This is a genomic window from Bradyrhizobium sp. TM233 (genome assembly GCF_036247965.1).
Classification (GTDB): domain Bacteria; phylum Pseudomonadota; class Alphaproteobacteria; order Rhizobiales; family Xanthobacteraceae; genus Bradyrhizobium; species Bradyrhizobium ottawaense.
On sequence record NZ_BTIG01000001.1, the window covers coordinates 1,081,256 to 1,102,551 of the forward strand.

Consider the following 21,296-nt stretch of genomic DNA (forward strand, 5'->3'; position numbering starts at 1 on the left):
GGGAGAGGTCTGAGTTTGTGGCTACCCCTCTCCCCAACCCTCCCCCACAAGGGGGGAGGGAGCCTGAAGAGCGTGCTCACCTCACCCATGACACCTCACCCCTTCGCCATCGCGCGATAATCCAGCCTCCGGTGGAACCAGTACTGATAGCCGCTGATGTTCTTCTGCATCGCGACGTTGACGAAGGGCTGGTACAGCGGGATGCGCGGGATGTCGGTGAAGGCGAGATCGACAAAACCCTTCACGTCCTTGTCGTAGGTGGCGGTGTCGCCGCTTGCTGCCGCGGTGCGCGCGCCGTCGATCAGACTGTCCATCTCCGCCGACTTGTAGCTCATGGTGTTGAAGACGGAATTGTTGCCGTGATAGCACCAGTAGAAGAAGTATTCGGGGTAATCGAGCCAGCCCGAGAACACGTTGGTGAAGAGCGGCATCTCTTTCTTGTTCAACTCGGTGCGCCAGTTGGCGCCGGGCACCTTGTTGATGGTGGTCTTGATGCCGATCTGCGCAAGACTCTCCTGCACCAGCACGCAGAGCGGCTCGTTGACGCCGGCGAAATTCAGGTCGAACGAGATCGTGGTCTCGAAGCCGCCTGCGTAGCCGGCTTCCGCCAGAAGCGCCTTCGCCTTCTCCATATCGGTGTTGAATTTGTGCGGCTGCGGCCAGGCGACCTCGGTCGGCTTGTCCTTCGGCGCGCCGAACATCGGGTTGGCGAGGCCGAACATCACGGCGTCCATGATCTTCTGATAGGGCAGCGCATAGGCGACCGCCTGACGGACTTTTGGATTGTCGAACGGCGGCTTGGTGACGTTCATGCCGATATACTGGATGCCGTTGGAGAACGGCAGCGACACCACGTTGAGCTTGCCGTTGGCCTTCATCTCCTGGAAGTCCTTGTTCGGCAGCTCGTAGGAGATGTCGGCATCGCCGCGCTCCAAGAGCGCGCGGCGGTTTCCGGCCTGCGGCACCATGCGCCAGATCACGCGCTTGATCTTCGGCAAGGGGCCGCCGACCCAATCCTCGTTGCGCTCCATGATGACTTCGGTGCCCGCGGTCCACTTCGTCACCTTGTAGGCGCCGGAGCCCGCGGTCTGCTGCTTGGTGAATTCGAGGCCCCAGGGGTCCTTCTCGCTGGCGTTCTTCTTCACCAGCTCGGAGTTGACGATGCAGGGCACGATCACGGCGAGATCGGGGATCGTGAGCTTGTCCTTCTTCAGGAAGTCGACGCGGACAGTATAGTCGTCGACGACGACGAACTGCTCCGGCTTGGTCAGCGAGCCCGCGCTCATCTGGAAGGTCGGGAAGCCGCCGACGCTGACGGCGCGGTCGAGCGACCATTTCACGTCCTTGGCGGTGACAGGCGCGCCATCGTGGAACTTGGCGTTCTTCTTCAGCTTGAAGGTGACCGACATGTCGTCGATCTTGAAATCTTCGGCGAGCTCGCCCTTGAACTTGTCGCGGTCGTAATAGGGCACGCCGCCGGGGCCGCTCTTCATCTCGTGGCTGATCAGCCGGTCGTAGCAATTCCAGGACACTTCATAGCCGGGCACGTTGGTGCCGACGCCGTGGATGTCGAGATTGTTGGGGCCGCCTTCCGAGACGATCAGCAGCGTCTCCGAACGGGCGTCGGCATAGGCGGTGGAGATCACGGACGGCATCGCCGGAAGCGCCGCTCCGGCGGCCAATCCGGAAACGGATTTGAGGAAATCGCGGCGCTTCATCGGGAATGCTCCAACTCAAAGTTTTTGGTTGGAACCGGATTCGCAAGGTTCGTGCCAAGGCTTAATGGAGCGTTATGATTCCCGTAACCGACTGACTTAAAAGGATATTAGTTGATTTTGGCCGAGTGATCGCTTCCTGAGCAGCCCGGCTTATTGCATACAAAGCGGAGATATTGCTTTAAAATTAGGCTGACGAAATGAAGCGCCGCGGAGTTGAGCAAAGCCGGAGCTGGGGACCGCTCATCCCGCCCAGATCAGCTCCTGCAGCTCGATCAGGTCATCCGCCTGCTCCTGCCAGCCCTCGATGCAGATGTGGCTGTTGAGGTCGCTGGCCCGGTGCAGCAGCATCAGGGCCATCAGGCGGCGCTTGAGCGTGTCATCGAGCTTCGCATAGCCAAAACCTTCGAGCAGGCTCTTCACCCTCCCCGGCCGGCCCGCCGCCATGAACGCGCCGGGACCGAGCAGGTCGTAATCGCACCATCCCGCGAGCACGTCGCCGAAGTCGAACAGGCCGTTGAGCGACCACTGGCCGTCATCGCAGGCGAGCAGGAAGTTCTCTGGAATGTATTCGCCGACCAGAAAGACCGGCGGCGCATCCATCGGAATGAGTTTTTCCGCATCGCGCAGGAGATCGTCGAGGCCTTTGAGGAATTTCGGCGCAAGGCCAAGGCGCGTGTGCCGGGCACGGCAGCCTAGCATCTGCGCACGCATGAAGTCGTTCCAGCGCGGCTCGATTTGCGCGAGCGGTCCGAGCGGGGCGCGCTGGACGCTCGCGATGGTCTCGCCGATCTGGCGCAGCAGGCGTTCCTTCTGCACTTCGGGCAGGTGCGGCCAGACCTCCGAGCCGAGCGTGCCGGCAAGACGGGTGATGACGAGATAGGGCCAGCCGTCTCGCGTTCCTTCGGCGACGATCTCGGGGATCGGCAGATCGAGATGGCCTTTGAGCTGCATCAGCGACGCGCGCTCGGACACGAATTGTTCACGCAGCATCGGCGGGAAGATTTTGAGGATCAGATTTTCGCCAAGGCCGACCACGAGATTGGTGCCGGTCGCAAACACATGCGGCGCGCTGGTATCGAGGCGGTGGCTGCGTGCGATGTCGAGCGCGATGGGGAGCCAATGCGCGGAATTGGCGCGAAAGGCGCGAAAGCTTTCCGCGTCGATGAAGCCGGGGAGTTGTTGCGGCGGCATGGTCGTCATCTGCACTCGCGTATCGAAGGCAGGATTAGCTTTGCTTGGCTCGATGCAAGCCAAGGAGACGGTGCACCTCTCCCGCTTGCGGGAGAGGTCGACGCGAAGCGTCGGGTGAGGGCTTTCTCCTCTGGGGGATTGTCCCGTTGCGGTGACATCCTCTCCCCAACCCTCCCCCGCAAGCGGGGGAGGGAGCGCACCTCCGTTGCGGGCACAGCTAGGCTCATTCGCAATACGCTACCGCTCCGGACTTGCGCGCTCGAACTGGCGGAGCAGCTTGTTGCCGCGCTCGACTGCGGAATCCAGCGCGGCTTGCGCGCTCTTCTGCCCGGCGAACGCCTGCTCCAGCTCGTCTTCGATCGCGCCGCGGATCAGGACGAAGGAGCCGAGCCGGATGCCCTTCGAGTTCTCCGTCGGCGGATTGAGCGTGATCTCCTCGAACGAGATCGCCGAGCCCGGATTGCGCTCGTAAAAACCCTGCGCGCGCGTCAGCTCGGACGCTGCGCGGGTGATCGGAAGGTAGCCGGTGTTCTGGTGCCAGGCGGCCTGCACGCCGGGTTGCGACAGATAGGCGAAGAACCGCGCCACACCCTTGTATTCCTCGCGCGGTCGGTCGCGCAGCACCCACAGCGTGGCGCCGCCGATGATCGAGTTCTGCGGCGCGCCCTTCACGTCGGGCCAATACGGCATCATGCCGTAGCCGATCTCGAATTTCGAATTCGCTCTGATGTCCGCGCGCGTCGCCGAGGAGCCGATGAAGATGCCGCATTCGCCGCTCTGAAAGCGCGGCTCGGCCGCTTGTCCGCGGCCGCCATAGTCGAACAGTTTTGTCTTTTGCCATTCGGCGAGCTGGGCGATGTGCTTGACCACGACCGGATTGTTGATGGTCAGTTCGGCATCGAGCCCGGCAAAGCCGTTGCCGCGCGTCGCCAGCGGCAAATTATGGAAGGCGGAGAAATTCTCGACATGGATCCAGGACGGCCAGGACGTGGTGAAGCCGCACGCCGCACCGCGGTCGCGCAGGCGCTTTGCGGCCGCGCCCAATTCCGGCCAGGTCTTCGGCGGCGCCTCCGGATCGAGGCCGGCGTCACGGAACATGGTCTTGTTGTAGTAGAGGATCGGCGTCGAGGAGTTGAACGGGAACGACAACAGATTGCCGGCCGCGTCGGTGTAATAGCCGGAGACCGCGGGCAGGTAATCGGTCAGCGAGAACGGCTCGTGCATGTCCCGCATCAGGCTGAACACCGGATAGATCGCGCCCCTGGCGGCGGTCATGGTGGCGGTGGCGACCTCGTTGACCTGAACGATGGCGGGCTGGCTGCGCGAGCGGAAGGCGAAGATGGCGGCGGTCACCGTCTCGGTGTAGTTGCCTTTGTAGACGGGCACGATGCGGTAATCGGACTGCGAGGCGTTGAAGTCCGAGGCCAGTTTCTCGAGCTGCCGTCCGAGCTCGCCGGACATCGCGTGCCACCAGGCGATGTCGGTTGCCGCCTGCGCCTTCGAGATGAATGTGAGGGCCGCGAGGGCGGCAACGACCGGCAAAAGGCGCAATGCTGAAATCACGACGGCTCTTCCATCTGGCGCGGCAAGCGGCGACCGCCCCTGCTTAAGGGGCGGCCCTTGCGGTTTCAACCGGGAATGCGCGCCGGCCGCGCCGCACAATCGGTCCTGGCCCCGCGGCGGGATGGCCTTCCCCCGACCATCTGCTAGATTGCATTGAACCTTTTGCTCCCGCCATAGACTCCACCACTGAGGGGTTGAGTGTGCCAGTGTTGAGCCGTGCCGAACTCTCGCGGACCGGAGTGATCGTCGTCGCGCTTCTGCTTGCCGTCTGTTCGACGGGCGCCGTTGCACGCGAATTTCGCGCCGCCGATACCCAGACCGAGGATTACCCGACCGTCCAGGCGCTGCGCTACATGGGCGCGCTGATCGCCGAGCGCAGCGGCGGCCGCCACGAGATCAAGGTGTTCCACTCCCGCCAGCTCGGCGAGGAAAAGGAGACCATCGAGCAGACCCGGGCCGGTGCGATCGACCTCAACCGGACCAACGTGGCGCTGATCGGCAACTTCGTTCCGGCGATGAACGTGCTCGCCATGCCGTTCCTGTTCCGGTCCATCGAGCACATGCAGAAGGTGCTGGACGGACCGATCGGCAGCGAGATCCTCGATAGCTTCGAGCCCTATGGCTTCGTCGGGCTCGCCTTCTACGATTCCGGGGCGCGGTCGATCTACAACGGCGTCCGGCCGGTGAAGACCATCGCGGATCTCAAGGAATTGCGGATCCGGGTGCAGCAGTCGGAGTTGATGAGCCAGATGATCCGCTCGCTCGGCGCCGAGCCGGTCGAGATGCCCTACGGGCAGGTGCTCACCGGGCTCGCCAACCATCTGATCGACGGCGCCGAGAACAACTGGCCATCTTTCGTGACGACGGACCATTACAGGCACGCCGGCCATTATACGCTCACCGAGCATACGATGAGCCCCGAAGTGCTGGTGATCTCGCTCAAGGCCTGGCAGAGCCTGTCGCCGGACGACCAGAAGATATTCCGGGAGGCCGCGCAGCGCTCCAGCCGGTTCATGCGCGAGAAATGGCGCGACCTCGAAGAGCAGTCGCAGCGCAAGGCGCTGGAAGCCGGCGTCACCATCATCAGGGATATCGACCGCAAGCCGTTCGAGGACGCGATGGCCCCGATCTACGCCAAGGCCGGGCGCGAACCCGTCGCGGCAGCACTGATCGAACGCATTCGCAAGGTGGAGTGAGCCGCGTTGGCTGCACTTGGACATACCGAGCACGCAGACAGGCCGTCCGGCCCGATCGGGCGGCTGCGCGCACGGCTGGTCGGCGTGCTGCGCGCGGTGCCGATCCGCTGGCGCATCCTGTCGATCGCCGCGCTGAACTCCGCCGTCGTGGTGGTGCTGGTCGCCATGATCTGGAATGGCGCGCAGGTGCTGGGCTCGGCCTGGGACGACGTGCGCCAAGTGCGCGAATCCGACCGCATCCTGGCGCTGCTCGAAAGCGAGACCGGGCGCCTGCACAATCTGATCCACCGCTACATCAACCAGCCGAGCCCGGACCTGTTCGCCGAGATCCTGCTGCTGCGCGAGGCGGTGCTGGGCACGCTGACCAACCGCGCCGCCAAGGACCCGATGCTGTCGGGCTCGGTCGAGGAGCTGGAGCGCACCACCGACCGCTTCCTCAACGGCTTCGGCGAGCTGCGCAGCGTGCAGGCCACCATCGCCAAGACCTATGAGGACCAGGTGCAGGGCCCGGCCAGGGACATGGCGGGCCTCTATTCCATCATCGAAGGCGCCACCGGCCATCGCGACGCGCTGATCTGGCCATCGCTCGGCAAATCCCGCGAGGCCTTCACCGCGATGCTGGTCGCGGCCAATTCCTATTATCTGTCGCTGTCATCGGGCGCGGCCGACGACGCGCGCCGCAACACCGAGACGATCGAGAAGACCATCCCCGTGATGATCGATCTCGCCGACAACGACCTGCAGAAGATGGCCTTGCGAAGGCTCGGGGCCCGCACCGCCGCGCTGCGCGAGGGCTTTGCAAAGCTCTCCGAGCAGCTTGCAAGCCGCACCGAGCTGCTCCGCAACACCATCGACGCCAGCCAGGCCGAGGCGATCGGCGCCATCGACGACCTCTCGACCAAGATGCGCCAGCGCGAGCAGAAGGCGCAGGAGACATTTGACCGCACGCTGGCGGATATTTCTCGCCGTGTCCTTTCGATCGCGGTGATCTTCCTCGGCATCATCCTCACCGCCGGCGTGATGATCGCGCTGTCGATCCGCCTGCCGCTGCAGCAGATCATGGCGGCGATGCGCGCCATCACGCTCGGCGATCTCGACCGCGAGGTGCAGGGCACCAAGGCCCGCGACGAGGTCGGCGCCATGGCGCGCGCGGTGGAGGTATTCCGCGAGAACGCGATCGCGAAGCGGCAGACCGAGGACGAGCTGCGCGCGTCGAAGGAGAAGGCCGAGAGCGCGCTGCTTGAGCTCAATACCGCACAGCAGAATTTGATCGATGCCGAGAGGCTGGCGGCGCTCGGCGGCCTGGTTGCCGGCGTCGCGCATGAGGTCAACAATCCGATCGGCATCAGCCTGACGGTGGCTTCAAGCTTTGCCCGTCGCAGCGAGATCTTCGAGGCCCAGCTCAAGGGCGACGGCGGACTGCGCCGCTCGCAGCTGGAGGAGTTCGTGCAGTCCTCGCGCGACGCCTCGCAGCAGCTGGTCGCCAATCTGCAGCGCGCCGGCGAGCTGATCCAGTCGTTCAAGCAGGTCGCGGTCGACCGCTCCCATGCCGAGCGGCGGCAATTCTCGCTCAGCGAGGCCACCGACCAGATCATCGCCAGCCTGCGGCCGGTGCTGAAGCGCTCGCCGATCACGCTCCAGGTCGACGTGCCCGAGGGGCTGCTGCTCGACGGCTATCCGGGCTCCTATGGCCAGATCCTAACCAACCTCTTCCTCAACGCCGCCAACCACGCCTTCGCCGACGGGCGCGCCGGCACGATCATCATCTCGGCGCGGCCGCGCGGGGCCGACGACGTCGAGCTCATCTTCACCGACGACGGGGCCGGCATGACCTCCGACGTGCAGCGCCAGGCCTTTGACCCTTTCTTTACCACCCGGCGCAATGAAGGCGGCACGGGACTTGGGCTTCATATCGTCTATAACCTCGTCACCCAGCAGCTCGGCGGGCGCATGATGCTGGAATCCAAGCTGGGACAAGGCACCACTTTTCGCATTATCATGCCCCGGGTCGCCAAGGGCGGCGCGCAAAGCACAGAAAGTGACGGGACTTCTCAATGGCCGAACAGGACGATGTCCTCCACCTGATCGACGATACCGGTACCGCGTCGGAGGATGCCAACGCCCGGAAATGGAAGATCGCCGTCATCGACGACGATCCGGCCGTGCATGACGGCACCCGTTTTGCTCTCTCGGATTACAGCCTGAACGGCCAGGGCCTGGAGATCCTGTCGGCCTATTCCGCCGCCGAAGGCCGCAAGCTGATGGCCGCGCACAGCGACATCGCCGCCGTGCTGCTCGACGTCATCATGGAGACCGACGTCGCCGGCCTCGAGCTGGTCGAGTTCATCCGCAACGAGATCCGGAACGAGACGGTGCGCATCATCCTGCGCACGGGACAGCCCGGCCAGGCGCCCGAGCGCCGCGTGATCGTGCAGTACGACATCAACGACTACAAGGCCAAGACCGAGCTCACCGCCGACAAGCTGTTCACCTCGCTGACCGCGGCGCTGCGCTCCTATCAGCAGCTCGAGCGCATGGTGCAGACACGGCGCGGGCTCGAGATCATCATCGACGCCGCCTCGACGCTGTACGACTTCAAGTCGATGCAGCGGCTCGCCGAGGGCGTGCTGACCCAGCTCGCCTCGCTGCTCAACGTCGATTGCGCCGGTATACTGGTCTTGCGCGACAATGGCGGCATCGACCCCGAACTCTCGGTGCTCGCCGGCAGCGGCTGCTACAGCCGCTTCATCGGCACCACGACGTCGAAGGCGCTCGACCCCGAACTGCGCGAGATGGTGGAAGCCGCGTTCCAGCGCCGCAAGAACGAATTCGCCGACCACCGCAGCGTGATCTATTTGCGCACCGGATCCGGCCGCGAGGTCGTGGTGCTGCTGCAGGCCGAACGCGAATTGTCCGAGACCGACCGCTCGCTGGTCGAGATCTTCTCGAGCCGGCTCTCGATCGCCTTCGACAACGTCATCCTCTATCAGCAGCTTCAGGCCGCCAACACCCAGCTGGAGGATCGCGTCGCCCAGCGCACCCGCGCGCTGATGCAGGCCAACCGCCGCCTCTCGGCGCAATGGCTGCGGCTGCAGCGCGCCAACGGCTTCAAGAACGAGATTTTGGGCACGGTCGCGCACGATCTGAAGAATCCGCTCGGCGTCATCCTCGGCCGCACCGAGATGCTGAAGGAGCTGATCTCGACGGGCGCCTCGGAAAGCGGCGTGGTCGCCCAGGTCGACCACATCCGCGACGCCACCAAGCGCCTGACCACGATGGTCGACCATCTGATCTCGGATGCGATGGCCGATGCCTTCGACATCACCATCCGCCGCGAGCCGGTCGACGTCGCCGCCCTGGTCAAGGAGGTCGCCGAGGCCAACCAGCCGCTCGCCGTCAACAAGCAGCAGGCCATCAGCGTCGCCGCGCCGACCAACATCGTCACCATGTGCGACACCGACCGCATCCGCGAAGCGATCGACAATCTCATCAGCAACGCCATCAAATACTCGCCGATCGGCGGCAGGATCGGCGTGATCGTCAGCCACGAGGGCAGCGACACCATCGTCCGCGTCAGCGACGAGGGCGCCGGCCTGTCCCCGGAAGATCTCGCTCGCCTGTTCGGCCGGTTCCAGCGGCTGTCGGCAAAGCCGACCGCGGGCGAGAGCTCGACGGGGCTTGGGCTCTCCATCGTCAAGCGTATCGTCGACATGCACGGCGGCGAGGTGACCGCCGACAGCGAAGGGCCCGGCAAGGGCTCGACCTTCACCATCACCCTTCCCGCGACCGAAATGCCGTGACGTAGAGACCATGACCCAAAGCCAGCACATCATGATCGTCGACGATGAAGCCCCGGCCCGGGAGATGGTCGGCGATTATCTCAAGATGCACGGCTTCACCGTGACGCTGTGCGACGGCGGCAAGTCGTTGCGGGCCGCGATCCAGGGCGGCATGCCCGATCTCGTCGTGCTCGATCTCAACATGCCCGAGGAAGACGGCCTCTCGATCATCCGCGACCTCAAGAGCCGCATCAACGTGCCGGTCATCATGCTGACGGCGACCGCGAGCCCGATCGATCGCGTCGTCGGGCTCGAGCTCGGCGCCGACGATTACGTCGCAAAGCCCTGCGAGCTGCGCGAGCTGATGGCGCGCATCCGCTCGGTGCTGCGGCGGAGCATGCCGGCCAAGGCGGCCGCGCCCGAAGCCGCAGCGGCGAAATCGGACAAGGAGCAATTGGTACGGTTCGGGACAAAGTGGCTCGATCTCGAAGCCCAGGCCTTGCGCGACGACGAGGGCAACGAGCATCCGCTGACCGCATCCGAGTTCGGATTGCTGAAGGTGTTCGCGGCCAATCCGAAGCGCGTGCTGTCGCGCGAGCGCCTGCTCGAGCTCGCCAATGCGCGCGACGCCGAAGCCTTCGACCGCGCGGTTGATCTCCGCATCATGCGCATCCGCCGCAAGATCGAGCCCGATCCGGCCAAGCCCGCCGTGATCCGCACCATCCGCGGCGGCGGCTATCTGTTCTCGCCGGCGGGCGAGAAGGCGTAAGCCTCACACTCCGCCGCCGTCCCGGACAAGCGCGCCCTCAGGCGCGCGCAGATCCGGGACCCATAACCCCAGGCCGTGGTTTGGCGTGAAAGCGCCCACTCCGAGTCCCCGGAACCACTCCTCCCTGTAGGTATGGGTCCCGGGTTGGCTTCGCGCCCCGGGACGACAGCGGTGGGGTCTGGCGCGACCGAACGCAAGTCACCGAGATTCGTTCCGTGGCGCCGCCGTCCGCCTCAACACCCCCTCCCCCGTATTTTCCGTACATTGAAATTCCACGCTTTTTTGCCCCGAATGTTTCGTCGTCCCCCCTCCGACGAAACAATTTGGCGGCGCACGAAACCATTTTCCGCTTTTCGTGCAGACGTCCCGAAACGTTGGCTCATTAACACTTTGGTCCAAGGAAACGCCGCTCGGTTGCGGCGCTACGGGGAGCCAAGTCAATGCGGAACGTCATCGCCATCAACGCCCAGGCCAGCCAGAGCATCATCGCCGCTCAGGCGACTTCGGACGACATGCTTCTCGAGAGCATTGCCGACGGCAACCGGACGTCGATGCATATCCTTTATTGCCGCCACAATGTGCGGGTGTACCGCTTCATCCTGCGCATCGTGCGTGACGCAACCGCGGCGGAAGACCTCGTCAGCCAGGTGTTCCTGGACGTGTGGCGGACCGCCGGCCAATTCCAGGGCCGCTCCCAGGTTTCGACCTGGCTGCTGTCGATCGCCCGCTTCAAGGCACTGACCGCGATGCGCCAACGCCGCTTCGAGGACATCGACCAGGAAGACGTGCGCCAGATTCCCGACGATTCCGATACGCCGGAGACCTCGCTCGACCGCAGCGACACCAGCGCCATCCTGCGCGCCTGCGTGCAGAAGCTGTCGCCCGCGCATCGCGAGATCATCACCCTCGTCTACTACCACGAGAAGTCGGTGGAGGAGGTCGGGCAGATCATCGGCATCCCCCAGAGCACGGTGAAGACGCGGATGTTCTACGCCCGCAAGCAGCTTGCCGAACTGCTTAAGGGCTGCGGCGTCGAGCGCTTCGCTGCCTAAGCTCAATCAATTCAAAGGGATAGGGCCGCCGATCTGGCCCTCTCCCGGGACACGGAAGTGTTACCGCCGACGAAACAATTGAAACAAAGCACAACATCAGGCGGAAAAACTTCCCCCCTATAAAGCTCTCATACGGTTTCGTTAAACCTCCCAAGGACTTCCACGACCCGGACGGGATGCCCCCCCTCCGGGTCGTTTTGTGTTTGGGGGTGCCCCGAGCTTTGGCCGCACGCTGACTGAGGCGGGCACCGCTCTCTCATTCCCTCCCCCCTTGCGGGGGAGGGGCAGGGAGAGGGGTCCGCACGGGGACTCTCTCGATATCGTGCCCGCCGCACAACGTGGATAGACCATTTGCTGGGTACCCCTCTCCCCCGCCCTCCCCCGCAAGGGGGGAGGGAGCGCGCTTCCCGTGTTGCTCGCAGGGTCGCATCGTCACGACCGCGTGACGCCACGTAACGTCCGGCACATCCACCCCGAACTGCCCTCGTGACCTCCACCACGAGTGCCCCATGCTCGAACTCACCTTCGCCGTCCTTGCCGGCATCCTCACCATCGCCGCGCCCTGCACGCTGCCGATGCTGCCGATCCTGCTCGGCGCCTCGATCGGGCGCGCGGGACATCTGCGCCCGGCGATGATCGCGCTCGGCTTTGTCGTCTCCTTCTCCGCGGTCGCGCTGCTGCTCGGTGCGCTGACGCGGCTGTTCGACTTCGATCCGAACGTGCTGCGCGAAGCCGCCGCGATCCTGCTGCTCGGCTTCGGCCTCTTGATGCTGTGGCCGGCGCCGTTCGAATGGCTGTCGAGCCGGCTCAATGGCTGGCTCGATCTCGGCAACGCCGGAGCCACTCAGCGCGAGGGTGCGCTCGGCGGGCTCGTGCTCGGCACCACGCTGGGCCTGGTCTGGACGCCCTGCGCAGGTCCCGTGCTCGGCTCGATCCTGACACTGGTTGCGACCTCGAAGAACCTCAGCTGGGCCGGCACGCTGCTGATCGCCTATGCCATTGGTGCTGCGATCCCGATGCTGGCGATCGCCTATGGCGGGCAGGCCGCGACCACGCGCGTGCGCAGCCTCGCGCGGATCTCGCCGCGGCTGCAGCAGGGCTTTGGCATCGTCGTGATCGCCTTCGCGGTCGCCGCCTATTTCCAATACGACACGCTGATCGTGGCGTGGCTCACCGGCTTCTATCCCACCGGCCAGATCGGCCTGTGATCATCCCTCATCTTCACCGGAGGACGCTTCCATGACTTTCAAGCTGCTCGCCGTCTCGGCCGCCCTGATCGGCTTCACCGTCACCGGCGCCGTCATTCCCGGCATCTGCGAGGAGGCCGCGCGCGCCGCGCCTGTCCTCACCGCCGCCGCAAGCCAGCAGACCGCGCCGGACTTCGCCGGCGTCACCAACTGGTTCAACTCGAAACCGCTGAACATGGCCGACCTTCGCGGCAAGGTCGTGCTGGTCGACTTCTGGACCTATGGCTGCGTCAACTGCGTCAACACGCTGCCGCACGTCACCGAGCTCTATGCGAAATACCGGGATAAGGGCCTCGTCGTGGTCGGCGTCCACACGCCGGAATTCCCGTTCGAGCGCTCGGCCTCCAACGTCCAGGCGGCGCTGAAGCGCCACGGCATCACCTATCCGGTCGCGCAGGACAATGAGTCCAAGACCTGGAACGCCTATCGCAACCAGTATTGGCCGGCGCAATACATCATCGACCAGACCGGCAAGATCGTGTTCCAGCACGCCGGCGAAGGCCGCTACGACGAGATCGACCGCACCGTGGCCGGACTGCTGAACGCCAGCAGCTAGGCTCGCCTCACCTTAAGTTGTCGGCAAGCCCTTTTTGCCACGATCGCTTGACTTCCCGCGGCGCTCCGTGAAGTTTCACGCCAATGGAAGTGCAGGCGATGGGCGAGGCAATACGAGAGAACAAGATTCATCTTCGCGGCGGCCCCTCGCTCCAGGAGCGCCTGCTCGGCGCGGGCTTCGGGATTGCGGCGCTGCTTTTCGCTGTCGCGGAGTCAGGCATCTCGGCATTCGTGTCGATGGCGATTGGCGCGACGATCCTCGGCTACGCGGCACTCGCGACCGAATTGCTCTGGAGCATCTCTGCCAATGGCATCGTGATCGGGAGGATGCGCCCGTTCAGCCGGCCTCAAACGCAGGTCATCAGGCGCGACGACATCGCAACCATTGAGGTTCAGAACGACAAGACGGACGCCACGGACTTCCGCATCTCGCTCAAGCTCACGTCCGGGGATTACCTGCTGTCGCCACCGATTGCAGAGATCACGCGCGTCAGCGAGACGAGCAATCTGATCGCCGACCTGCTCAGGCAGCCCCGCGGCAATCCTCCAGCCAATCCCCTGGACGCCACGAACGCGGAGATGCGGATCGGCGCACCGGTCCGAAAGGCCGTCGGCGCCCGGGCGCGAATTCTCACGCTGGTCATCGCTGGTCTTTGCGCCGTCCCTTGCGCATCCAAAGTCTGGAATGGCCTGCCTCCTTCCATTGGCGAAATGATCCTCCTGCCGGTCGGTCTTGTCGTCGCTTTCGTGGTTTTCCGATATGCGCACGTCTTTGCCGGGACCTCGTGGGTCGTCCGTCAAGGCGAGCTTCGCATCGAACGGATGTCCCGAGGCTCCGTACCCACTGCCGACACCATTTCGGGTCCCGATGTCGAAGCCATCGCGATCGAGTGCCCTCCCGAAGGAAACTATCTGGTCAGGATCGAGCTTCACGGCGGGAAGAAACTCTACAGCCCCGAGATAGGCACGCAGGCGCAGGCACGGGCTGTCGGCGATGAAATCGGCCGAAGGCTGGCGATCGCCCCGGAGAAGGTGCGCCAATGAACTCCCTTCATCCCGATCAGGGTCTCGCCCTTGTTGCTTGACTCCACGGACCCGTCCGTGGAGTTTCGCGACAACGCAATCAGCCGCCCGCAATGGACGACACGCCTCCCAACAACGACATCCGCCTTCGTGAAGGCGCCTCGATCGCACAGCGGCTGGTGATGTCCGCTTTTGCGGCCGCCGTCGCGCTGTGCTTCACGCCGGGCCTGTTCACGCACGACACTCTGGAAATCGTCATATCGGTGGTGGCGCTGCTGGTGGGAGCCGGGTTCGTCGTCGGCATCATGATGGCGCCGGCGGTGGTGTGGATCATCACGGCGAACGAGATCCTGATCGGGCGGCAAAGCCCTTTTGGGAAGCTGCGCACACGCATCGTCGCGAAGGACGACATCACGGCGTTGCAGGTTCCCGGCAACAAGCGGGTGAAGGCCCGCTTTCAACTCGTTTTCACGCTGACCTCGGGGGAACGGCTGACGTCGCCGCCGATCTCCGACGTCACGCATGTTCATGACACCGTGGCCCGGATCGCCACGCAATTCGACGTTCCCAATGTCGAGGAACCCGTCAATCCGCTCGATGCCAGCAATCCCGAGATGCATCTTGGCGAGCCTCTCGAGGCGTTTCCCGCACGGGACATCCGCATCGTCGCGTTGATCGCCGTCGCGTTGTCCGCTGTGCCCTACGCCTACAAGCTGTGGCGCGGATGGCCGCCCACCCATGTCGACATCCTGCTGCTGCCGCTCGGCGTGCTCGCGGCGTTTGCCGTGCATCGCTATGCCAATCTCGTGACCGGCGCGTTCTGGATCGTCCGCGAGGGCGATATCCGTATCGAACGCCTGTGGGGCGACGGCACGGCGCGGGCCGACCATATCGAGGGGCACGAGGTGAAGACGATCACCGTCGACCGCCGCGGGCGGTCCGAGGACGAGCACTGCATCGTCACGATCCGCCTGCGCTCGGGGCGACGGTTTCGTAGCCCCCGGATCGGATCGAGGCTGGAGGCGCGGGCGGTCGGGACAGAGATTGTGAGGCGGCTGGGGATCGCTGCGGAGAGCAACAAGATCTAGCTGGCATCGAGTGCCAATTGGCGCAGTTCGATTTCTCCGCGAGTTCGGTCTGAGCCTCTCCCGCTTGCGGGAGAGGTCGCGCCGAAGGCGCGGGTGAGGGCTCTCTCCTCTGAGGGAGTCTCCCTGGAGGCGAAACCCTCTCCCCAGCCCTCTCCCGCAAGCGGGAGAGGGAGCTCACCTCCCGAGCGGTGACAGACTAAGCTTTTCGCGCCATCCCCTGTTTGTGGCATTGCTCCGGCCCCGTCAAAAAACCAAAGCATTCTCGTGACATATCAGGGCGGCGCGCCATCAACTTGCCATGAACATGCCCCTCAGGTTTGATGGTTCCAAATGATTTGCGCCGTGGCAGTGGGGAGAGCTTGAAATGACGGATTTTCGTCGCCTGACCGGGATGTTCGTGGCCGCGATCGGCCTGATCCTGTCCGCACCACAGGCCATCGCGCAGCAGCCCGACCGCGGCGACGAGCCGGGTCTGGTCGCCGACGACGGCTACCAGCTCGAGCCGGAATGGCAGAAGCAGGTGGTCTACTTCCGCACCACCGAGACGCCGGGCACCATCATCATCTCCACCGCCGAGCGCCACCTTTACCTGGTGCAGCCGGGTGGGCGCGCGATCCGCTACGGCATCGGCGTCGGTCGCGACGGTTTCCAGTGGCAGGGGCTGGTGAACATCACCAACAAGAAGGAATGGCCGGACTGGACGCCGCCGCCGGAGATGATCCAGCGCCAGCCCTATCTGCCGCGCTTCATGGCCGGCGGCCCCGGCAATCCGCTCGGCGCCCGCGCCATGTATCTCGGCACCACGGTCTATCGCATCCACGGCACCAACCGTCCTGACACGATCGGCACCAAGGTGTCCTCGGGCTGCTTCCGCCTCGTCAACAACGACGTCGCCGATCTCTACGACCGCGTTCCTGTCGGCACCAAGGTCGTGATCCGGCAGAAGCCCGAACTGTAAGGCTATCGTCGGAGCATGATCCCCCAGGGATCATGCTCCGCGCCCTCCTCCCAATTCCTTTTCCCGATTTTTCGAGAGAGCAACATGATGCGCACTTTTCGTGGCGGCCTGCTGATCGGGCTCGCGGTCGCCGTGCTGGTCGCCGTTCTGGCCATCATCTATGAATTCTACGACACCCGCACGCTGAAGCGCACCGTGCGCCGCGGTGAGGTGCTGTGCGGCGTCAACAAGGGGCTGCCGGGCTTCTCGTACTCGGAAGACAACAAGAACTGGGCCGGCTTCGACGTCGATTTCTGCCGCGCGGTGTCCGCGGCGATCTTCAACGACCCGGGCAAGGCGAAGTTCATCCCGCTCGATGCCAGCGAGCGCTTCAAGGAATTGCAGAGCCGCAAGGTGGACATCCTCTCGCGCAACTCGACCTGGAGCATGGCGCGCGAGCTCGACTACGACCTCTATTTCCCCGCGGTCGCCTATTACGACGGCGCCGGCTTCATGCTGCCGCGTTCGCGCAACAAGGAGACCTCGCTGGACCTGACCGGCAGCAAGGTCTGCGTCCAGGCCGGCACCACGACGGCGCTCAACGTCGCCGACTACTTCCGTGCCAACAACATGAAGTATGACGAGGTGAAGTTCGACAAGCTCGACGACGTCGTGAAGGCCTACGACACCGGCAAGTGCGACACGTTCTCCGCCGACGTCTCCCAGCTCTACGCGCTCAGGCTGAACCTGGCGAAGCCGGCCGATCACATGATCCTGCCGGACATGATCTCCAAGGAGCCGCTCGCCCCCGTGGTGCGCCAGCGCGACGACGACTGGATGATGATCGTGAAGTGGACGCTCTACGCGATGATCAACGCCGAGGAGCTCGGCGTCACCTCGGAGAACATCGACGAGGCCCTGAAGTCCAAGAAGCCCGAAGTGATGCGCCTCGTCGGCACCGAAGGCAATTACGGCGAGCAGCTCGGCCTCACCAAGGACTGGGCCGTCCGCATCATCCGCCACGTCGGCAATTACGGCGAGATGTACGAGCGCAATATCGGCGAGAAGTCGAAGCTGAAGATCCCGCGCGGCATGAACCAGCTGTGGAACGCGGGTGGTGTGCAGTACGCGCCGCCGATGCGGTAAGGGCGGTCTACGGCCGTAATTGCGCTGACAGCGTTGCCAAATCGTACGCTGCGTTCCCTCCCCCCTTGCGGGGGAGGGCTAGGGAGAGGGGTGCCACACGGCACACTCTATCGTTCGCGCTCCACGTGAGGCGAGCTGTCCTCTCGCAACGGATATACCTTTTCCTGGGCTACCCCTCTCCCCCGCAAGGGGGGAGGGAGCGCAGGGTGCCGTGTCGCACGAGTGGCGCCTCAATACCCCCGCGCCCGCGCCAGCTGCTCGGTGTGGTAGTTGGCGTCGCCGAACAATTCCTCGCACACCCGCGCGCGCTTCATGAAGAAGCCGATGTCGAACTGGTCGGTCATGCCCATGCCGCCGTGCATCTGCACGCCTTCCTGGACCGCGCGCGTGGCGGTGGTGCCGGCGCGCGCCTTGGCGACTGCGACGGCTGACGCCGCCTTCGTAACATCGCCGTCCAGCGCCTGAAGCGCCTTCATGGTGGCGGCGCGGGTGATCTCGATGTCGACATAGAGCTCGGCGGCGCGATGCTGCAGCGCCTGGAATTCGCCAATCAGCTTGCCGAACTGCTTTCGGTTCTTGAGATACTCGACGGTGCGGTTGAAAACCTCTTCGCTGAGGCCGACCATTTCGGCAGCGACCGCGCCACGGCCGATGTCGAGCACGCCGTCGAGCAGGGAAGAGCCCTGATCGACCTCGCCGAGCACGCTGTCGGCATTGACCTCGACATTCGCAAGCTCGATCCGCGCCGCGTTGTGCGAATCGACCATGATGGTGCGCTCGATCGCAACGCCCTTGGCCGCAGGGTTCACCAGGAACAGCGTCAAGCCTTCGCGCTCGCCGGCGGAGCCGGCCGTGCGCGCGGCGACGATGAGCAAATCGGCAACGTGGCCATCGACGACCAGCGCCTTGGCGCCGGAGAGCTTGAACCCGTTGCCGGCGCGCACGGCCTGCAAGTTGGTCTGCAGCGGACGATGCTTTGCGCCTTCGTCGATCGCGAGCGTCGCGAGCAGCGAGCCGCTCGCGATCTTCGGCAGATACTCCGATTTCTGCGCGGCATTGCCGCCGCGGTTCAGCGCCGAGGCCGCGATCACGCTGGTGGCAAGGAACGGCGACGGCATCAAGGTGCGGCCGATCTCCTCCATCACGACGCCGGCCTCGACATAGCCGAGCCCGCTGCCGCCGAACTCCTCCGGCACCAGGAGGCCGGCAAAGCCCATCTCGGCGAAGGAATGCCAAAATTCCTTGGAGAAGCCGGTGGGGTCTTTGCTGTCGCGCAGATGCCGCAGGTGCGACACCGGCGCCTTGTCGCTGATCAGCCCGCGTGCGCTATCGCGGAGCATCGATTGTTCTTCGGTGAGGACGAGGGCCATGTGCGTGTTTCCGATTCGAAATCTATTGTTAGTTCGTCATTCCGGGATGGCCCGAAGGGCCAGGCCCGGAATCCATAACCACGATCGGGAGTATGGATTCTCAGATGCGCAATTGCGCATCATAGCTCGCGCGATGCGCGCCCCGGAATGACGGGTGGTGAGAGTGCGCCTCACGCCCCCGGCAAATCCAGGATGCGCTTGGCGACGATGCCGAGCATCACCTCGCTCGTGCCGCCCTCGATCGAGTTGGCCTTGGTGCGCAGCCAGGCGCGCGGGCGGGCGCCCTGCTTGGAGCGCTCGCTCTCCCATTCCAGCGCATCGACGCCGCCGGCCGACATCAGGATCTCGTAGCGGCGCTTGTTGAGCTCGGTGCCGTAATATTTCATCGCCGAGGAGAACGCCGGATGCGCCTGTCCCGCCTTGGCGAGATCGACGGCGCGCTCGGCGCACGCCGCAAGCGCGGCTTCATCGACGTCGAAGCTGGCGATCTTGCCGCGCAGCATGGAATCGTCGAGCCGCCCCTGCGTATCGGTGCCGACGGAGTCGGCCGCGATCTGGCCGAGTGGACGGCCGACGCCGCGCTCGCCCATGCCCGAGATCATCGCGCGCTCATGCTGCAGCAGGTATTTCGCGACGTCCCAGCCGCGGTTGACGGTGCCGACCACATGCGATTTCGGCACGCGGACGCCGTCGAAGAAGGTCTCGCAGAACGGCGAATAGCCGGAGATCAAGAGGATCGGCTTGGTCGTCACGCCCTTCGAGGTCATGTCGAACAGGATGAAGCTGATGCCGTCATGCTTCTTCGCGGCAGGATCGGTGCGGACGAGGCAGAAGATCCAGTCGGCGTAATTGGCGTAGGAGGTCCAGATCTTCGAACCCGTGATGACGAAATCGTCGCCGTCGCTTTCGGCGCGGGTCTGCAACGAAGCAAGATCGGAGCCGGCGTTCGGCTCGGAATAGCCCTGGCACCAGCGGATCTCGCCCGCGGCGATCTTCGGCAGGTGCTCCTGCTTCTGCGCGTCGTTGCCGTATTTCAGCAGCGCCGGTCCGAGCATCCAGATGCCGAAGCTCGACAGCGGCGGCCGCGCGCCGATTCTTCCCATCTCCGCGCGCAGCACCTTGTGCTCGGCCGCGCTGAGACCGCCGCCGCCATATTCCTTCGGCCAGTCAGGCACGGTCCAGCCCTTGTCGCGCATGCGCTCGAACCAGATGCGCTGCGGCTCGGAGGAGAATTTTGCGTTGCGCCCGCCCCAGAACACGTCGGCATCCGACGTCGCGGGCTTGCGCATCTCCGGCGGGCAATTGGCTTCCAGCCAGGCGCGCGTCTCGCTGCGGAATGTTTCGAGTTCGGCGGTCTCAGAATCGCTCATGGTCGTTTCCATCAATCAAAATCGACTTGTTGGGCACGACTCTGGGCCAAGCTCCCGCGGAATTCAACCACTTCCGCGACCCGCATTCCGCTATAGTCGCGACCAAGACGGTGCTTGAAAACAAAGAGGAAACGACGATGCGCCTGAAACTTCTTTCGCCTGGCGAAATGAACGAGAGCCAGCGGCAGACCTATGACGAGTCGATCGCCGGCAAGCGCGGCAGGCCGCCGGCGCCGATGATGGCCTGGCTGAGCAGCCCGGAGATGGCGCGCCACGCCACGCGGCTCGGCGAGGTGCTGCGCTTCGACACGATATTCCCCGCAAAGCTTTCGGAGATCGCGATCCTGGTCACGGCGCGACACTGGACCGCGCATTACGAATGGTACGCGCATAAGCGGCTGGCGCTGGCGGGGGGCATGGATCCCAAAATCATCGACGCCATCCGCGACCGCCGCACGCCCGAGTTCGACGATCCCAAGGGCAGGATGATCTACGACGTGGCGAAATCGCTGCACGAGGGCCACGGCGTCGAGAAGGGTCTCTACGACGAGGCCGTGAAGCTGCTCGGCGCGCGCGGCGTGGTCGAGGTGATCGGGCTGTGCGGTTACTACACGATGGTGTCGATGACGCTGAACACGTTCGAGTTCGGCCTGCCGGAGGGCGAGGTGCCGGAACTGGCTTAGTTCCCGGTCCTGATGCGCAATTGCCCATCAGGAAACGCTGGGTTTCGGGATCGGCCGTAGCACAGCCCCGCAGCCCGCCCTATGTGCATGCTTTCAACGGAGCAGTCCCATGTCGCAAAGCCCAGCCGTCGATGCCGGAACCAGGATCGGCCACGTCCATCTCAAGGTCGCCGATCTCGATCGCGCGCTCGGCTTCTATTGCGGCGTGCTCGGCTTCGAGCTGATGCAGCGGATGGGCTCGGGCGCGGCCTTCATCTCGGCTGGCGGCTATCATCATCACATCGGGCTCAACACCTGGGAAAGCAAGGGCGGCTCGCCGCCGCCGCCGGGCACCACTGGGCTCTATCACACCGCGATCCTCTATCCGACGCGCGCGGCGCTCGCCGACGCGCTGCATCGTGTGCTCACGGCCGGCATTGCGCTGGATGGCGCCAGCGATCACGGCGTCAGCGAGGCGCTGTATTTGCGCGATCCCGACCAGAACGGCGTCGAGCTCTATCGCGACAGGCCGAAAGAGCAATGGCCGTTCGGGCCGGATGGCAAGCTTGCGATGGTGACGAAGCGGCTGGATCTGGAGGCGCTGCTCAGGGATCGCGAGGGGTGAACTCC

At 64.6% G+C, this 21,296-nt stretch carries 18 protein-coding genes; 13 read left to right on the forward strand and 5 right to left on the reverse strand.

Features of this window, described 5'->3' with window-relative positions:
- Positions 1–95: 95 nt before the first annotated feature.
- The 3 genes from AABA86_RS05160 to ugpB form a co-directional block, all read right to left on the reverse strand.
- Positions 96–1,718 carry an ABC transporter substrate-binding protein gene (locus AABA86_RS05160; RefSeq protein WP_338305978.1) on the reverse strand — a complete coding sequence of 541 codons (1,623 nt, stop codon included), beginning with the start codon at positions 1,716–1,718 and terminating at the stop codon, positions 96–98.
- Positions 1,719–1,958: 240 nt separating this feature from the next.
- On the reverse strand, positions 1,959–2,918 hold the full coding sequence (locus tag AABA86_RS05165; RefSeq protein WP_338305980.1) for an aminoglycoside phosphotransferase family protein: 960 nt from the start codon (positions 2,916–2,918) through the stop codon (positions 1,959–1,961).
- 228 nt (positions 2,919–3,146) lie between these two features.
- Complete coding sequence (gene ugpB, locus AABA86_RS05170; protein ID WP_338305982.1) at positions 3,147–4,472, reverse strand: sn-glycerol-3-phosphate ABC transporter substrate-binding protein UgpB; 1,326 nt, start codon at positions 4,470–4,472, stop codon at positions 3,147–3,149.
- Positions 4,473–4,672: 200 nt separating this feature from the next.
- On the opposite strand from ugpB, the gene AABA86_RS05175 reads away from it, so the two are divergent.
- From AABA86_RS05175 to AABA86_RS05225, 11 genes are all read left to right on the forward strand, one after another.
- Positions 4,673–5,668 (forward strand): TRAP transporter substrate-binding protein, encoded by a 996-nt coding sequence (locus tag AABA86_RS05175; protein WP_338305983.1) that lies wholly within the window; start codon positions 4,673–4,675, stop codon positions 5,666–5,668.
- A gap of 6 nt (positions 5,669–5,674) precedes the next feature.
- Entirely contained in the window at positions 5,675–7,753 is a 2,079-nt protein-coding gene (locus AABA86_RS05180) for a sensor histidine kinase (RefSeq protein ID WP_338305984.1), read from the forward strand.
- Positions 7,723–9,468, forward strand: a complete 1,746-nt coding sequence (locus tag AABA86_RS05185) for an ATP-binding response regulator (RefSeq protein ID WP_338305985.1) — start codon at positions 7,723–7,725, stop codon at positions 9,466–9,468. Before AABA86_RS05180 ends, AABA86_RS05185 begins: the two co-directional genes overlap by 31 nt.
- A gap of 10 nt (positions 9,469–9,478) precedes the next feature.
- Positions 9,479–10,216 carry a response regulator gene (locus AABA86_RS05190; protein WP_212243905.1) on the forward strand — a complete coding sequence of 246 codons (738 nt, stop codon included), beginning with the start codon at positions 9,479–9,481 and terminating at the stop codon, positions 10,214–10,216.
- Positions 10,217–10,656: 440 nt separating this feature from the next.
- Positions 10,657–11,268: a sigma-70 family RNA polymerase sigma factor gene (locus tag AABA86_RS05195; RefSeq protein WP_212243903.1), complete on the forward strand. Its 612-nt coding sequence runs from the start codon at positions 10,657–10,659 to the stop codon at positions 11,266–11,268.
- Between the two features lie 509 nt (positions 11,269–11,777).
- Positions 11,778–12,476, forward strand: a complete 699-nt coding sequence (locus tag AABA86_RS05200; RefSeq protein WP_212243899.1) for a cytochrome c biogenesis CcdA family protein — start codon at positions 11,778–11,780, stop codon at positions 12,474–12,476.
- A gap of 31 nt (positions 12,477–12,507) precedes the next feature.
- Entirely contained in the window at positions 12,508–13,071 is a 564-nt protein-coding gene (locus AABA86_RS05205; protein ID WP_338305986.1) for a thioredoxin family protein, read from the forward strand.
- An 83-nt stretch (positions 13,072–13,154) separates the two neighbouring features.
- A complete protein-coding gene (locus AABA86_RS05210) occupies positions 13,155–14,114 on the forward strand; it encodes a hypothetical protein (RefSeq protein WP_338305987.1) in 960 nt (319 codons plus the stop codon).
- Positions 14,115–14,206: 92 nt separating this feature from the next.
- Positions 14,207–15,181: a hypothetical protein gene (locus AABA86_RS05215; protein ID WP_338305988.1), complete on the forward strand. Its 975-nt coding sequence runs from the start codon at positions 14,207–14,209 to the stop codon at positions 15,179–15,181.
- 364 nt (positions 15,182–15,545) lie between these two features.
- Entirely contained in the window at positions 15,546–16,139 is a 594-nt protein-coding gene (locus AABA86_RS05220; RefSeq protein WP_212243891.1) for a L,D-transpeptidase, read from the forward strand.
- 87 nt (positions 16,140–16,226) lie between these two features.
- Complete coding sequence (locus tag AABA86_RS05225) at positions 16,227–17,264, forward strand: amino acid ABC transporter substrate-binding protein (protein WP_212244129.1); 1,038 nt, start codon at positions 16,227–16,229, stop codon at positions 17,262–17,264.
- 230 nt (positions 17,265–17,494) lie between these two features.
- Here AABA86_RS05225 and AABA86_RS05230 read toward each other — a convergent pair whose 3' ends face one another.
- Both AABA86_RS05230 and AABA86_RS05235 read right to left on the reverse strand, forming a co-directional pair.
- Complete coding sequence (locus AABA86_RS05230) at positions 17,495–18,634, reverse strand: acyl-CoA dehydrogenase family protein (protein ID WP_338305989.1); 1,140 nt, start codon at positions 18,632–18,634, stop codon at positions 17,495–17,497.
- Positions 18,635–18,804: 170 nt separating this feature from the next.
- Complete coding sequence (locus tag AABA86_RS05235; protein WP_338305990.1) at positions 18,805–20,004, reverse strand: acyl-CoA dehydrogenase family protein; 1,200 nt, start codon at positions 20,002–20,004, stop codon at positions 18,805–18,807.
- Positions 20,005–20,141: 137 nt separating this feature from the next.
- Between AABA86_RS05235 and AABA86_RS05240 the strand changes: the two genes are divergently transcribed.
- Both AABA86_RS05240 and AABA86_RS05245 read left to right on the forward strand, forming a co-directional pair.
- Positions 20,142–20,687 carry a carboxymuconolactone decarboxylase family protein gene (locus AABA86_RS05240; protein ID WP_212243887.1) on the forward strand — a complete coding sequence of 182 codons (546 nt, stop codon included), beginning with the start codon at positions 20,142–20,144 and terminating at the stop codon, positions 20,685–20,687.
- A gap of 109 nt (positions 20,688–20,796) precedes the next feature.
- Complete coding sequence (locus tag AABA86_RS05245) at positions 20,797–21,291, forward strand: VOC family protein (protein WP_212243884.1); 495 nt, start codon at positions 20,797–20,799, stop codon at positions 21,289–21,291.
- Positions 21,292–21,296: the final 5 nt, after the last annotated feature.